The organism is Algoriphagus boseongensis (assembly GCF_004362805.1).
In the GTDB taxonomy this organism is placed as follows: Bacteria; Bacteroidota; Bacteroidia; order Cytophagales; family Cyclobacteriaceae; genus Algoriphagus; species Algoriphagus boseongensis.
This window is the reverse complement of record NZ_SNYF01000005.1, coordinates 508,373-522,976: the sequence shown is the minus strand read 5'-3', so window position 1 is coordinate 522,976 and position 14,604 is coordinate 508,373. Positions and strand designations below refer to the sequence as shown.

General features: G+C 40.2%; 14 protein-coding genes. 8 read left to right on the top strand and 6 right to left on the bottom strand.

What is annotated here, in order from left to right; all coding sequences use genetic code 11:
* Positions 1 to 2: 2 nt before the first annotated feature.
* Positions 3 to 887: an ATP-grasp domain-containing protein gene (locus tag DFQ04_RS02305; RefSeq protein WP_133552281.1), complete on the bottom strand. Its 885-nt coding sequence runs from the start codon at positions 885 to 887 to the stop codon at positions 3 to 5.
* 97 nt (positions 888 to 984) lie between these two features.
* Here DFQ04_RS02305 and DFQ04_RS02300 point away from each other — a divergent pair, with 97 nt between their 5' ends.
* Positions 985 to 1,737, top strand: coding sequence for a polyprenol monophosphomannose synthase (locus DFQ04_RS02300; RefSeq protein ID WP_133554322.1), 753 nt, complete (start codon positions 985 to 987; stop codon positions 1,735 to 1,737).
* Here DFQ04_RS02300 and DFQ04_RS02295 read toward each other — a convergent pair.
* On the bottom strand, positions 1,715 to 2,932 hold the full coding sequence (locus tag DFQ04_RS02295) for an ABC transporter permease (protein ID WP_133552279.1): 1,218 nt from the start codon (positions 2,930 to 2,932) through the stop codon (positions 1,715 to 1,717). The genes DFQ04_RS02300 and DFQ04_RS02295 overlap by 23 nt on opposite strands.
* Before the next feature lie 41 nt (positions 2,933 to 2,973).
* On the opposite strand from DFQ04_RS02295, the gene DFQ04_RS02290 reads away from it, so the two are divergent.
* From DFQ04_RS02290 to DFQ04_RS02260, 7 genes are all read left to right on the top strand, one after another.
* Positions 2,974 to 4,152 (top strand): exo-beta-N-acetylmuramidase NamZ family protein, encoded by a 1,179-nt coding sequence (locus DFQ04_RS02290; protein ID WP_133552277.1) that lies wholly within the window; start codon positions 2,974 to 2,976, stop codon positions 4,150 to 4,152.
* A gap of 13 nt (positions 4,153 to 4,165) precedes the next feature.
* Positions 4,166 to 5,092 (top strand): methionyl-tRNA formyltransferase, encoded by a 927-nt coding sequence (gene fmt / locus DFQ04_RS02285; RefSeq protein ID WP_262709419.1) that lies wholly within the window; start codon positions 4,166 to 4,168, stop codon positions 5,090 to 5,092.
* Between the two features lie 77 nt (positions 5,093 to 5,169).
* Positions 5,170 to 6,015, top strand: coding sequence for a DUF4412 domain-containing protein (locus DFQ04_RS02280; protein WP_133552275.1), 846 nt, complete (start codon positions 5,170 to 5,172; stop codon positions 6,013 to 6,015).
* A gap of 83 nt (positions 6,016 to 6,098) precedes the next feature.
* The gene (locus tag DFQ04_RS02275) at positions 6,099 to 6,593 is read left to right on the top strand and encodes a dihydrofolate reductase (RefSeq protein ID WP_133552273.1); all 495 of its coding nucleotides are present in this window, start codon (positions 6,099 to 6,101) and stop codon (positions 6,591 to 6,593) included.
* Between the two features lie 4 nt (positions 6,594 to 6,597).
* Complete coding sequence (locus DFQ04_RS02270) at positions 6,598 to 7,383, top strand: SDR family oxidoreductase (RefSeq protein ID WP_133552271.1); 786 nt, start codon at positions 6,598 to 6,600, stop codon at positions 7,381 to 7,383.
* 12 nt (positions 7,384 to 7,395) lie between these two features.
* Positions 7,396 to 8,652, top strand: a complete 1,257-nt coding sequence (locus DFQ04_RS02265; protein WP_133552269.1) for a competence/damage-inducible protein A — start codon at positions 7,396 to 7,398, stop codon at positions 8,650 to 8,652.
* Between the two features lie 86 nt (positions 8,653 to 8,738).
* On the top strand, positions 8,739 to 10,028 hold the full coding sequence (locus DFQ04_RS02260; protein WP_133552267.1) for a dihydrolipoamide acetyltransferase family protein: 1,290 nt from the start codon (positions 8,739 to 8,741) through the stop codon (positions 10,026 to 10,028).
* A 32-nt stretch (positions 10,029 to 10,060) separates the two neighbouring features.
* On the opposite strand, the gene DFQ04_RS02255 is transcribed toward DFQ04_RS02260, so the two are convergent.
* From DFQ04_RS02255 to DFQ04_RS02240, 4 genes are read right to left on the bottom strand one after another with little or no spacing between them, the layout of a single operon-like run.
* Positions 10,061 to 12,910: a PAS domain-containing hybrid sensor histidine kinase/response regulator gene (locus DFQ04_RS02255; RefSeq protein ID WP_133552265.1), complete on the bottom strand. Its 2,850-nt coding sequence runs from the start codon at positions 12,908 to 12,910 to the stop codon at positions 10,061 to 10,063.
* Positions 12,910 to 13,914, bottom strand: a complete 1,005-nt coding sequence (locus DFQ04_RS02250) for a hypothetical protein (protein WP_133552263.1) — start codon at positions 13,912 to 13,914, stop codon at positions 12,910 to 12,912. Before DFQ04_RS02250 ends, DFQ04_RS02255 begins: the two co-directional genes overlap by 1 nt.
* Before the next feature lie 23 nt (positions 13,915 to 13,937).
* Positions 13,938 to 14,177 (bottom strand): hypothetical protein, encoded by a 240-nt coding sequence (locus DFQ04_RS02245; RefSeq protein ID WP_133552261.1) that lies wholly within the window; start codon positions 14,175 to 14,177, stop codon positions 13,938 to 13,940.
* Positions 14,177 to 14,593, bottom strand: coding sequence for an OsmC family protein (locus tag DFQ04_RS02240; protein ID WP_243739620.1), 417 nt, complete (start codon positions 14,591 to 14,593; stop codon positions 14,177 to 14,179). The genes DFQ04_RS02245 and DFQ04_RS02240 overlap by 1 nt, the downstream gene beginning before the upstream one ends.
* Positions 14,594 to 14,604: the final 11 nt, after the last annotated feature.

Sequence of the window (14,604 nt, the reverse complement as noted above, 5' to 3'; positions counted from 1 at the left end):
GCTTATTTACCAAGTAATCTTTCAGCCAAGGCTTTTTTATAATTCGGCAAAGCCTTTTCAGACAATCCCAAGAACAGATAAGGTTCGATCAATTCCAATTCCATCAAGTGGAAAACTCCATCGATCACTACCCCATCTACCCTGCCGTATAAAGTATTTGCCCCGAATTCATTGATCAATTTTTGGGCAGAATCAAGTAGGAATTGAGCTGGTTCTATTTCCTGAATTGTCCCTCCAAAATAATGCTGAACCCTGAAATCTGATTTTGCCGGAGTCTTCAACACGGCATGGGAAAACTTGGCATTGAAAAATATCAAGGAGTACTCCCCTACCTCTGCAACTTCCGGAACAAAAGGCTGAGCCAGAAAATCCTCATCTTTTACTAATTCAATTACTTTCGCCTTATACTTTTCCCATTCCGCAACGGGAATTTTCAAAGTGTTTTTAGCCCCGCCACTAACCAAAGGTTTGATCACCAAAACTTCTGAATTAACCTTTTTCAAAATTTCCCCAAGTTCTGGTTTGAAGCCTTTTGGAAGAATCATTCCCGCTATTACCGGAAATCCTTTCTCCTCAATTTCCAAAAGGTATTTTTTAGAAGAATTCCACTGGATAGTAGCTAAATCATTCAAAACCGGAATTCCCAAATCCTTGATTTTCTCAATCCAATCCAAAAACTCAGGATAATAATCAAAGTAATCCCAAGTTGATTTGATCAATAAAAAGTCGTAGCCACCCCAATTCACAGATGGATCTGACCAAGCCTGGATTTCATTAGAAACACCAAGACTAGTTAAGGTATCAGACAAGAGTTTATTCTCATCAATGGTATTCGCATCGTAAGCACCGGTGGAGAAATAACTGACAATCGCAACGTGGAGGGACATAGGTTAAATTTTGTGCAAAAGTAATCTTTCAGGCATTTTCACCGAATCCACTCTTCAAAAATCCAAGCAAAGCTTTACTTTTGAGCTTTGGAGCACTATGAATCACAGAAAACTCGTCATCATTCCGACCTATAATGAGCTGGAAAACATCAGCGACATGGTCCATACGGTGATGAATCTGTCAGGAGAATTTGAATTATTAGTCATTGACGACGGGTCTCCGGACGGAACGGGCGGGGTGGTAAAATCACTTCAGCCTATTTTTTCAAACAGACTTCACTTGCTGGAAAGGAAAGGAAAGCTAGGTTTGGGCACCGCATACATTGCGGGATTTAAGTGGGCTTTGGAACAGGATTACGATTTCATTTTTGAGATGGATTGTGACTTTTCACATGATCCCAAAGACCTCATCCGACTCTATGATGCTGTCAAAGAAAGAAATTTTGACCTCGCCATTGGATCCAGATACATTACCGGAGTGAATGTGGTTAACTGGCCAATTGGTCGTGTCTTGATGTCTTATTTCGCTTCTGTCTATGTGAAATTCATCACGGGACTACCAATCAAAGACGCCACAGCTGGATTTAAATGCTACCATAAAAGTGTCCTTCAGGGAATCCGTTTGGATGAAATCCGATTTATCGGCTACGCCTTCCAGATTGAGATGAAGTTTACAGCATGGAAATTAGGATTTAAGCTGATTGAGGTTCCGATAATTTTCACAGACCGAACCAAAGGGACTTCCAAAATGAGCCCGAAAATTTTCCGTGAAGCGGTTTTAGGAGTGATTTGGATGAAAATCAAAAGTATTTTTTCTCCCTACAAACTCAATCAAAGCGGATCGATTTGATCGGGTCTATCCTGGAAATCACAATCACCGGAATCCAAAGTACCAAAGAAGTCAAGATCGCTATCCCGATATTCAAGGCCATGAATACCGGCCAGTTCCAATCAATCGGAACGTAACTCATGTAATAATTGGAAGGATCGAGAGGGATAAGATGGAATTGATCCTGCAAAAGCCCTATTCCCAATCCAATTAGATTCCCTAGGATCAAGCCCCTACCCAAAATTTTCATTCCATTCCAGAAAAAGATCTGGCGAATCTGAGCATTTCTAGCCCCCAAGGCCTTGAGCAAGCCGATCATCTGGGTTCGTTCCATGATCAAAATGAACAAAATAGCCCCCATGTTGAAAATGGCCACAAATCCAATCAGGGAAATGAATACAATCACATTGGTATCCAGGAGAGTCAACCAATCAAAAATCTCCAAAAATTTATCCCTGCTATCGATAAGCCTTAGGTCAAAATCCAAGGCTGCATCCAATTCGGGGATGAGCTGGTCCGACTTGGAAGGATCATCGATATAAAGTTCTAATCCTCCAATTTGATCCTTGGTCCATCCATTTAGATTACGGATAGTCTGGAGCTCTCCAATGACTATTTTTTCATCAAAATTCTCCAAATAAGTTTCAAAGATCCCGACTACCACAACCCTTCTAAACCTTGGAGGATCCTGCACAAAGTACATGGTCACTTTATCTCCAACTTCCAGCAATAGCTTATTTGCCACTAATCGGCTAAGCATGATTTCATTACTTGTCCCTGAATCTGGAAGATGAAGCATTCTACCACTTACCAGATATTGAGAAAAAGCCAGCGTATCAAAATCTGCCCCCACCCCTTTCATCAGGATTCCTTCTACTTCTTCATCCCCTTTCAGTAAAGCGGCTTTGTGCGCAAATGATTGGCTTTTAGTTAGAAAAGGAAGAGTTTTTGATTTCATGTAAAACTCTGAATTCAGGGACATCGGAGCTTCCTCAAAGGCATTGCTCATCTGAAAGCGCTGAACCTGAAAATGTCCCGTAAATCCGTAAACCCGATTGGAAACGGTTTTTTGAAAACCGCCCAAAACCATGAAAGAGAGAATTGCAACCCCAAGCCCGATTGCCAAGCTGCCCACCGCTATCCGGTGAATGGTACTGGAAAATCCTCCGGCATCCTTAAAGCTGATTCTTTTGGCAATGAAATAGGAAAGGTTCAAGGGAGTGGGTTAAATTTGTTCACAACTCAGCGCAAAATAGCATGAAGCAAACGAAAAATTCATTTCTGACTTACTTTTTGGTATTCCTTTTCTCCCTTTTGCTTTCCCAATCCACTTTTTCTCAGCAAGTATTGACCGGAGCGGAAAGACCCGATTTGTATCTCCCTTTGTTGAAGGGAAAGAAAGTTGGCTTAGTGGGAAATCAAACCAGCATTTTGCCCAATTCAGTCAATAAGCATGTGGTCGATTTTCTTCTGGAAAATGGAGTGGAAATCAAAAAAGTCTTTGTGCCAGAACATGGATTTAGAGGAACTGCCGACGCTGGCGAAAAAGTAGATAATTCAGTGGACCAAAAGACAGGTTTACCAATTGTTTCACTCTATGGAAACAATAAAAAACCTACCGCGGCTCAGCTTGCGGACCTGGACGTGGTGATTTTTGACCTACAGGATGTGGGAGTTCGGTTTTTTACCTACATCAGCACCATGCATTATATTATGGAAGCTTGTGCTGAAAACAGAAAAAAAGTAATCGTTTTTGACCGCCCTAATCCCAACGGAAATTACATCGAAGGACCAATCCTAAAACCCGGCTTTGAGTCTTTTGTGGGAATGCACCCAATTCCCATTGTCCACGGATTGACTGTGGGAGAATTGGCGAAAATGATCAAAGGAGAAAAATGGCTTAAAGGAGGCACATCAGTAGATTTGGAAGTGATCCCTGTTGCAAACTGGAACCATCAAACGCCCTACAATCTTCCGATCAAACCCTCACCAAATTTACCTTCTGATTTGGCAATCAAACTTTATCCAAGTACCTGTCTTTTTGAAGGAACGGTAGTTTCCCTAGGACGAGGAACATATTTTCCTTTTCAGGTTTATGGCTATCCTGATCCAAAGTTTGGTGAGTTTACTTTTACCCCTGTGAGTATTGAAGGAATGTCTAAAACCCCACCACATCAGGACAAACTTTGCTATGGAAGAGACTTGAGAGGAGAATCCATGGACCACCACTTTACATTAAGCTATCTTTTGGAGGCCTACCAGAAATCCGGAATGAAGGAGAAGTTTTTCAATAACTACTTCAATACATTGGTCGGTACAGATGAGTTGAAAAAGCAGATTTTGGCAGGGAAAAGCGAAAATGAGATCAAAGCCACTTGGCAAAAAGGATTAGAAGATTACAAAGTATTGAGGGAGAAATACCTGATTTACAATTAAAATTCCATCGAAAGTGAATACTAAAAATCTTAGGATTGTATACATGGGTACTCCAGAATTTGCAGTACCCTCTTTAGAGAAATTGGTTGAAAATGGCTGGAATGTGGTGGGAGTAATCACCGCTCCGGACAAACCTCAAGGACGTGGACAAAAGTTGGTCGGTTCTCCTGTTAAAGAAGCCGCCGAAAAATTGGGATTAAAAATCCTTCAGCCTACCAACCTTAAAAGTCCAGAATTTCAAGAAGAACTGAGAAGCTTAAAGGCTGATTTGCAAATCGTGGTAGCTTTTAGAATGCTCCCAGAGTCGGTTTGGAATATGCCGCCTATCGGTACATTTAACTTGCATGCCTCTCTCCTGCCAGATTATCGTGGAGCAGCTCCGATCAACTGGGCAATTATCAATGGAGAAAAGGAAACTGGGGTAACCACCTTTTTTCTAAAGCATGAAATTGACACCGGGAGCATAATTTTTCAGGAAAAAGTAGCCATTCTCCCTGAGGATGACTTGGGCTCGGTCTATGAAAAATTGATGACCATAGGCTCGGATCTGGTGGTGAAAACGGTAGAAGCAATCGCCAAAAACGAGGTTTACCCTTTACCACAAGACGAAAGCAAGGCCAAGCATCACGCTCCAAAAATCTTCAAGGAAACCTGTAAAATTGATTGGACCCAATCAGCAGAATCCATCCATAACCTAGTTCGGGGACTTTCCCCCTATCCTGCTGCATGGACAGAATTTTTAGATAAAACCTGCAAAATTTTCAAGACAAAGGTTTCATCAAAAAATCTATCCGGAAAATCCCCAGGAGAATGGGAATCGGATGGAAAGTCGTTTTTAAAATTTCAAACCGGTGATGGGGTTTTAGAAATTTTGGAACTCCAACTCGAAGGAAAAAAACGAATGAAAACAGAAGAATTGCTTAGAGGACTCAAATTATGAGTCCTATTTTTTTACAATTGATTTTTATATAAATCTCATTTTTAGGAAATTGTAGCTGAATTTTTAAAGATACTATCATGAAAAAATCAATTTTAGGATTACTTGTTTTGGCTGCCGTTTCCTTTTCCACAACAGCACAAGCCCAACTATTAAAAAAAATCCAAAATGCGGCTCAGAATGCCGCTACCAATGCCGCAAGTTCGAAAGCCGAAAAAGAAAGTTCGGACAAAATGGGTGATCTGATTGGTGGGATGATGCAACCTGCTCCTACGGAATCTGCATACCAGTTTACAGGGTATATGGTTATGGAAGTGACCGCCACCGACAAAAAAGGGAAATCTGACCCTCCATCTCGGATCAATTATCTTTTAGGCGATAATGTGGAATTTATGGGCATGTCTTTTTCTGATCCTAAGACCCCACAAAACACCACAACAACTATCATGGACACCAAAAACCAAGCAATGGTGATGCTTTTGGACAATGAGGGTCAAAAGTCCAGTATGGCCATGAAAATGGATTATGACAAAATCCAGGATATGGTGGATGAAGAAGCCTCGGACCAGATGAAAACCGAAGACTATCAAATCACAAAAACAGGGAATACCAAAGATATCTTAGGCTATCCTTGCGAAGAATTTCTGGTCAAAACCGAAGACGGGGAAGGCAGATATTGGGTGACCAAAGAGCCGATTAAGGGTTTTTCCATGTTTTCTCCCCAAAGCAATCCTATGGTCTCCAATAAAACTGTGGAACGCTACAATTCATTCTTTTCCAATGCTCCAAAAGGGACTTTCCTGGAAATGATTTTCACCTCAACTGACGGCTCTGTCACAGACATGAAAGTCGTGGAGATTGAATTAAATTCTCCGCTAAAGTTCACCATGTCGGAATATCCCAACATGATGTCTGGCATGAATTAAATCCAAAAGAAAGGGCAGTTTTTCTGCCCTTTTTCATTTTTGAGTCCCAAAGACTGGTAAATTCAGGGCAAAGAAAATTCCCTGTGAAAATTATCCTTATTGCCGCTGTTGCAGAAAACCGAGTTATTGGAAAAGACAACCAACTGATCTGGAAGCTTTCCGCTGATTTAAAACGCTTTAAAAATCTGACTTCCGGTCATTACATTCTTATGGGACGGAAAACCTTTGAATCTTTAGGAAGGCCGCTCCCAAACAGAACACATCTCATTATTACCCGCAATCCTGATTTTGAAACACTGGAAGGTCATTATAGCTTCAGGACGATTGAGGATGCGATAATTTTTTGTAACAAAATCGAAGTGGAAAAGCTTTTCATCATCGGAGGCGGAGAGATTTACAGACAAACCATCGACCTCGCAGACGAATTGGAAATCACTGAAGTTAATACCGAACCCGAGGGAGATACCTTTTTTCCAGAAATCAAAGATTCACTCTGGATTGAAACCTACCGAGAGGAGTTTCCAGCAGATGAAAAGAATGAGTTTGACTACGCCTTTGTGACTTACGAGAAAAAATAATTTCATGACAAAACCGGTTATTTGGATCACTGGAGCATCCTCAGGAATTGGAGAAGCTGCTGCGAAAAAATTCTCTTCTGAGGGTTTTCGAGTGATTATCTCAGCCCGACGAGAAGCTGAACTTATCCGAGTTCAATCCGCCTGCGCCAATCCTAACTTGGTAAAAATCCTTCCATTGGATTTGGTAGAAATTGAAAGCTTTGAAACAAAAGCAAAAGAGGCGATCAGCTTTTTTGGACAGATTGACATCATGCTCCATAATGGAGGAATCAGCCAGAGGTCTTTAATTAAGGAGACTAGTCTGGAAGTCGACAGAAAACTAATGGAGGTCAATTATTTTGGAACCATTGCCTTGACCAAGGTTCTTCTTCCTCATTTCATCCAAAGAAAATCCGGTCACTTTGTGGTGATTACTTCTCTTGTCGGAAAATTTGCCTCGCCTTACCGATCCTCTTACGCTGCGTCCAAGCATGCTCTTCATGGATTTTTCGATACGCTTAGAGCCGAGCTTTTCCAAGAAAATATCCATGTAAGTCTGGTTTGTCCGGGTTTTATTAAAACAGAAGTTTCAATCAATGCTTTGACAGCCGATGGTACACCTTTAGGCTCAATGGATGAGGCCCAAGCGAAAGGAATGTCTGCTGAAAAATTTGCAGATAAACTATTCTCAGTCATTCAAAAGAAAAAACAAGAAGTTTATATCGGAGGAAAAGAGGCATTGGCTGTATACGTCAAGCGATTTTTCCCTGGATTATTTTCCAAACTCATCAGAAAAGCTAAAGTCAGATAATTACCCCTTGCTATGCAATTAGTCAAAGCTGAAATCATTGCCATTGGAGACGAACTGCTCTATGGACAAATTATGGACACCAACTCGCATTGGATCAGTCAGGAGCTGGATCTCATTGGCGTCAAAGTTGTCCATAAAACAACTGTTGGAGATAACAGGGAAGATATTCTAAAGGCTTTTTCTGATGCTGAGAAAAGAGCCCATATTATCCTTATCACTGGAGGCTTAGGCCCTACTCAAGATGACTTAACCAAGCCCTTGATGGCAGAATATTTTGGCTGCGAAATCATCGAATTTCCAGAAGCGGTGGAGGCTGTGTCGGAATTTTTCAAAAGAAGAGGACGTGAAATCACTCCATTAAATATTCTTCAAGGCCACCTACCTTCCTGTTGCACTTATGTTCCCAATGTAGTTGGAACCGCACCGGGGATGTGGTTTGAGAAAAATGGCACCTATTGGATGTCTATGCCAGGAGTTCCACATGAGATGAAAAAGCTGATGAAGGATTTTGTTCTACCAAAGCTTCCAAGTCTATTTGAATTACCTGTGATTTTCCACAAAGTGGTAAAAACCGTTGGAATAGGAGAAAGCTGGCTAGCTGATTTAATAAGAGACTGGGAAAATGCTTTGCCTTCACATATTCGTTTGGCTTATCTTCCTTCCCTTGGGCATGTTAAACTCAGACTCACGGCTTTTGGAACAAATAAGGCGGAGCTAGAAAAAGAGGTCGACCAGCAAATTCAAAAAGTAATGCCGTTAATCGAGAAATACGTTTACGGCTACGATGAGGAAACCCTTGAAGCTGCAATAGGCAAACTTTTGAAGAAAGCAGGGAAAACTTTAGCTTTAGCCGAAAGTTGCTCGGGAGGATACGTCTCCCATTTGGTCACCACTATTCCTGGTAGCTCCAATTATCTTCAAGGCTCGGTAATCCCTTATCACAATCAATTCAAAGAAAAGATTTTGGGAGTAAAAGCTGAAACCCTGGAGAATTTCGGTGCGGTCAGTGAGCAAACCGTAATAGAAATGGCCGAAGGTGTAAAGAACTTATTCAGTGCCGATTTTGGGATTTCCACTAGCGGAATAGCAGGGCCAGATGGAGGAACGGAAGAGAAACCAGTAGGCACAGTTTGGATTGCCTGTGCTGGTGAGGGATTTGTCGAGGCAAAAAAGCTCCAATTGACTCAGGACCGGATGCTAAATATTCAATTAACTGCCGTTTCCGTTCTGAATTTGTTAAGAATTTGCTTCGATCAGAATAACAAATAAAATTTTACAGTTAAGGTTTGGGTAGGTCTCCAATAAAATTTAATTTTAAATCTTGGATATAAACCCAATTTAATTACCGATTAACTATGGCAAGTATAGAAATGCTGATGCCCAAAATGGGCGAAAGTATCATTGAAGGAACCATCCTGACTTGGCTAAAAAAAGAAGGAGATACCATCGAGCAAGATGAATCTGTTTTGGAAGTAGCCACAGACAAGGTGGATACCGAGGTACCTGCAACTCATGCTGGGGTACTGAAAAAGATTTTAGCCAAAGAAGGAGAAGTCGTAGCCGTGGGTTCCGCTATTGCAATAATCGAAACCTCAGGAGAAGTTGAAAAAGCTCCAAAAGCTGAGGCAAAACCAGAAAAGTCTTCGAAAGAAGAATTGGTAGCCACTGCTCCTGCCCATACCCAAGAAATACTAGCTAAGCCTGAATCTGTTCAGGAAACTGCTGAAGACGGAAGATTTTATTCTCCGCTGGTAAAAAGCATCGCCAAAGAAGAGGGAATTTCTGCTTCTGAACTTTCTAAAATCCCAGGTACAGGAAAAGAAGGAAGGGTAACCAAGCAAGACATGCTGGATTATCTTAAAACCAGAGGAACTGCTCCAAGTCAAGTTAGCGCTCCTTCCATTTCCGAACCTAAGGTTCAGGTTAGCATTTCGGCAACCGACGAAATCATGGAAATGGATCGCATGAGAAAAATGATCGCTCAGCGAATGGTGGACTCCAAGCGAATTTCTCCTCATGTGACTTCCTTCGTAGAAGCCGATATGACCAATATTGTGCTTTGGAGAGAGAAAAATAAGGAAGCTTATCGAGCTAAATATGGAGAATCGATCACCTATACTCCTTTCTTTATCGAGGCTGTTTCTAGGGCCATTCGGGATTTCCCGATGATCAATATTTCCGTGGACGGGGATAGAATAATCAAGAAGAAAGACATCAACGTAGGTATGGCTGTTGCCTTACCTTCAGGAAATCTAATCGTTCCAGTAATTAAAAATGCTGATCAGTTGAATTTGGTTGGGATTTCTAAAAAGGTAAATGATCTCGCAAACCGAGCAAGAAATAATAAGCTCACTGCGGATGATTTGGCTGGAGGAACTTATACCGTTTCAAATGTGGGCTCTTTCGGCAATGTCATGGGAACTCCGATCATTATGCAGCCTCAAGTGGCTATTTTAGCTGTTGGAGCGATTGTTAAGAAGCCTGCCGTAGTTGAAACACCAACCGGGGACGTAATCGCAATTCGCCATAAGATGTTCTTATCCCATTCCTATGATCACAGAGTGGTAGATGGATCTTTGGGAGGAATGTTTGTAAGAAGAGTTGCTGATTACCTAGAATCCTTTGATATAAATTCTGCTTTATAAATAGAAAGCTCCGATAGTAATCGGAGCTTTTTTTATGAATTGTTTTCTCTTGTCTTTCTGAAATAATATTCCAGCTTATCCGCCAAAATAGCCAGTCTGATGGGCTTGGTCAGGTAGTCATTCATGCCTGATTGCAGCGCCTTTTTCCGATCTTCCTCAAATACGTTTGCAGAAAGCCCGATGATCACCAAATCCTCCTTCCCCGGTATTTCTCTGATTTTCCTTGTGGTATCCAATCCATTCATTACGGGCATTTGAACATCCATAAGGACAACATCAAAATCTGAGGATTTCACCTTTTCCAAAGCTTCCAACCCATTTTTTGCAATATCAAATTGGAAACCTAACTGCTCAAACATCAAAGTCATCAGTTGTAAATTCAGGTCATTGTCCTCAGCCAAAAGAATTTTTAATGGAAATGCCGCCCCCATTTCTTTCACATCTTTCCAGGTAAGCGGATGAGATTCGTTATGTTCTATTTTTTCATTGGACTTCCTTACCAAAATAGTAAAGCTAAATTCAGATCCTTTTTCAGGTTCACTTTCGATAATCAGTTCACCGCCCAATAACTCTACAATCTTTTTTGCTATGGCCAAACCCAAACCCGTGCCTTGAAAATTTCTGGAAATAGAACTGTCCACTTGATAAAAAGGCTTGGTAAGGTTTTTTAGATTTTCCTGTGAAATCCCAATCCCCGTATCCTTTACCTTATAAGACAAAAATGACAAGTTCTCGTCAAGATCATCCAGGTCCAACCTCACCTCCACTAAGCCATTTTCAGGAGTAAACTTAAGGGCATTACTTATCAGGTTAAGTAAAACCTGATTGATCTTATTTTTATCTCCTTCCAGAAAAACAGCTTCTTGAAGATTGTGAGCTAGGGTTAGCTGAATATTCTTCTTTTTTGCCAGACCGGATAAAATTTCAACCTGAGCATTTAATTCGGTTAAAGGATTGAAAACTGTTGTTTCAATTTCAATTTCTCCGGCTTCAATTTTAGAATAGTCCAAAATATCACGGATAATATTGAGCAAGGAGCTCCCAGAATTTTTAATAATTTCTACATACTGCCTTTGGATTTTATCCAGTTTGGTTCCTTCCAAAAGGTCAATGATCCCCAAAAGTCCATTCATCGGGGTGCGAATCTCGTGACTCATATTGGCCAAAAATTCAGACTTCGCCCTACTGGCTTTATCTGCAGCATTCATAGCTTCCACCAAACCTTTTTCCCAGATTTTTTGTCCAGTGATATCCTTTGAAATCGACATCACTTGATTTTCATCCAAAGGGAAAATCCTCATTTCTAGATGTCTTTCACCTTTTTCCCTAATTTTTGTGACCTCAATGGTCTGAATATTTTTATGCGTTTTGGCGTAATTAAATGCGTTTTTGAGCTCTTCAGCCTGTTCTTGAGGAACCAGATCGGATATTTTCTTTCCTATGGGATTATGAATTTTATACCAATTGGATTTTCCTTCCTGACTATGGAAGTCAATTACATTTCCTTCATAGTCATAGATGAAAATGGTATCAGGAATATTCTCAATCAAGGTTCGAAGCCTTTCTTCACTTTGAACAATTTCCTCTTGTGCTTTAAACTGTTCGGTGATATCGGTACATAAACCAAGCCCTCCTTCAAACCTTCCTTCCGGGGAATAAATAAGTTTAGAAAAGATCCTTAATCTGATCTTTTCGCTATTGGACCTAACGAAATCAATCTGGAGATCAAGTAAATCCTTTTTTTGAACCAAACTATCAATCACCTGATCTCTCAAAAAACTAGCCTCGGGATGCAGGTTATCTGGATTAAAAGCCTTAATAAAATCACTTTTTGGATAGCCTAAAATCTGCTCTACTTCATCACTTACCCGGATCATCCGACCTTTGTAATCATGGTAAAAAATAAAGCCCTTAAGTTCTCTCATCAATAGGCTTTGCTGTTCAAAAAGCGCTGAAATTTCCTTTAAATTCTCCTCACGGATTTTTTCAGATTGGAGATTATTACGAAGGGATATCACAAAAAACTCCACAATCCCAATCAGTAAAAGTGTAATCACGAGAAATGTGAAAAGGAAAGTAGAATAAATCCCTGAAGTAAGGCTTTCAGAAGGAACAATGAAGACCAAAGAGGTGGGACGCTTTGAAGGAGAAAAATTAAAAGGATATTGGACAAGAATCCCGGCTACAGGATCATCTTCATAATTGAGCCATGAGATTTCATGGAGCCCCTTAAGCCCCATATTGACTTCTCTTCTTACTTCGACTAAAAATTCATCGGGTATATTGGATGAATAAGGGCTTTCGCCTCGAGAGATGGATGATAAAGTATCATTGATCAAAAGGAATTTTCCTCCACCCGGATTGAGGTAAAAGTTTGCCACATAATCTGTTGCAAAACTTCTCAAGTTCAATAAATAGAGGATTTTAAACTTTCCATCTTGTAGAAAAATATAATCCAGATCATCGGAAAGAACAGGAAACCTATCTCTATTTCTCAGAAAGTCATTTCTTTCATTTTGTGAAAAAACCAAAACCGAATCCCCAAAATCAATCCAGATCTTTTCAAGCATTCGTGGATAGGAATTGAAAAATCTTCGGGTATAGTCTGTGAGTTCATCTCCAAAATCCTCGGGATCCATATCTGGATCAATAAGGTATTTCATTAGCGAACCAGATTCTGTTTGAAATCTCCCTACCTCAGTCTCAAGTCCTCTTGCAGCTAATGCTGTCTGTTGAGTTAAAAAATCCTTTCTGGATTCTATTTGAGTATTATAAATCGCATTAAAAAACCCAATACCCAACACAATCACTAAAATCAACAAAACCGAACCCGCTAAGGTAATCAGCCAAAAATTGCTTCGGTTTTTATAGTTGAAATTCATTATTGCTCTGGAAAAATTTGAATCAGATACCAATCAATACCCGGCACCATCTTACAAATTGCTTTATTTATCCCTTTCTCTTCTTCAAATTCAAATCTATCTTTTTTATTAAGCAGAAATTCCTGGGCCATTTTTCTTACCTCAAGGCTTTTGCTATTGAATAGATTAAAGTCGGAAATTCTGAATGACTCAGACTTGACAGTTTCTCTGTATACATGGTTTTTCAAGGCCGGCATACTCAATAGCTCAATAGCCCCATCTTCCCCTCCTATAATATCTCCTTTTCCATTGACCAAAAGGTAATCTCCTGGATATCTGTCAAAATATTCATAGATAAAATCATCGACTGTAAAATCAGCACCCAATACTGCAAAAAGTTTTTCTCCCTGATAAACCGGATGTATCAAGGAAAGTATCCAACCCTTGCCGGCAGGATCTATATAGGCATCTTGTATCCATACAATCCCTTTGGAAGGATTATTTATCTCATCCGCAGCATAGTAAAAATTAAAATCTTTTACATCAAGATTGGGTTCTACAATATTTTTATGATCAAAAGCTGGATAAACTCTACTTACCTGATTGGCAGAATTAGAATATACCTGAACAACTAGTGGGAAGCTCTTTTGAAATCTAGAAAAGAGAGAATCCAGAAAGTTGGTTGCCGCTGCCTCCTCTAAGGCCCTATCTCGATCTGGCGTAGTATTCAGAATCATTACAGAGCTCAAAGCTGAATCTTCACCTGGCAAATTGGTTGAATAGGCTCTAGTAAAGGTGTATTTGGAAAAATCAGCGGTTTCCCTCAGCGAATCGTAGCGATTGATATGATCAATGTATTGGTGTGCAATGGTATCCAATGCATCGCTTAATTCTTGACCTTGGCTCACCATTTCGGTAATCAAACGGTCAATCTCTTCGAAGTCCCTGCCATACTCTGATTCTGAGTCATTGCAGGAGAAAATGATTAAGAGAAATAAAAAAATACTAAATGATTTTACGCGCATAGGTTAGTTGATGTCCTAGAAAATTAAAGATTTTCTAGTTGTCTTCGAAAGGAAATTCCCATTTCTTCAAACCTATCTTTTACTTTTTGAAAAAAATCACCAATCAAAAAAGCATCCAATTCTGTCTCTTCCAGGACATCCATTTCACTGAGCTTGAAGGTTTGCTCTAAAGGTCCCAATTCAAATTTGAGGATGTATTTATTGTTCCAGGAGAATACACTGACTCGAATATCCTCCTGGACTAATTCTTTGACTACTCTCATTATGGCCTTTGGACTACTGCCTTGTAGGAAATATTCGATTTTAAGGAAGAAGCTACCGAACAATATTTATCGACGGATAGAGCCACCACTTTTTCAAATTCCTCCTCTTTTGCATTTGGAGAAACCAAGACAAATTTCAATTCTATATCTGTGTAAAATGCCGGAACTCCATCATTTCGGTTTCCTTCCACTTCCACATAAAAATCCAAAATCTCTCTTCGCTTCTTTTTCATCATCAATACGGCATCTACCGAAGCGCATCCACCCAAAGCCGAAAGCAGCAAATCCATGGGAGACTGTGCGTGCTTATGCTCAGGATCATACATGTCAATATTCACCACATTCCCCTGAGGGTTTCGGGCTTCGTATTCCAAGTCCGCTTTCATTCGGACAGTTACATTTCGCTTATTTGCCATATTTCTAATGA

Bases quoted from the DNA above. Each gene is read 5' to 3' on its own strand.
- DFQ04_RS02305 (WP_133552281.1), bottom strand. From the start codon at position 887: ATGTCCCTCCACGTTGCGATTGTCAGTTATTTCTCCACCGGTGCTTAC.
- DFQ04_RS02300 (WP_133554322.1), top strand. From the start codon at position 985: ATGAATCACAGAAAACTCGTCATCATTCCGACCTATAATGAGCTGGAA.
- DFQ04_RS02290 (WP_133552277.1), top strand. From the start codon at position 2,974: ATGAAGCAAACGAAAAATTCATTTCTGACTTACTTTTTGGTATTCCTT.
- DFQ04_RS02280 (WP_133552275.1), top strand. From the start codon at position 5,170: ATGAAAAAATCAATTTTAGGATTACTTGTTTTGGCTGCCGTTTCCTTT.
- DFQ04_RS02270 (WP_133552271.1), top strand. From the start codon at position 6,598: ATGACAAAACCGGTTATTTGGATCACTGGAGCATCCTCAGGAATTGGA.
- DFQ04_RS02265 (WP_133552269.1), top strand. From the start codon at position 7,396: ATGCAATTAGTCAAAGCTGAAATCATTGCCATTGGAGACGAACTGCTC.
- DFQ04_RS02260 (WP_133552267.1), top strand. From the start codon at position 8,739: ATGGCAAGTATAGAAATGCTGATGCCCAAAATGGGCGAAAGTATCATT.
- DFQ04_RS02255 (WP_133552265.1), bottom strand. From the start codon at position 12,910: ATGAATTTCAACTATAAAAACCGAAGCAATTTTTGGCTGATTACCTTA.
- DFQ04_RS02250 (WP_133552263.1), bottom strand. From the start codon at position 13,914: ATGCGCGTAAAATCATTTAGTATTTTTTTATTTCTCTTAATCATTTTC.
- DFQ04_RS02245 (WP_133552261.1), bottom strand. From the start codon at position 14,177: ATGAGAGTAGTCAAAGAATTAGTCCAGGAGGATATTCGAGTCAGTGTA.
- DFQ04_RS02240 (WP_243739620.1), bottom strand. From the start codon at position 14,593: ATGGCAAATAAGCGAAATGTAACTGTCCGAATGAAAGCGGACTTGGAA.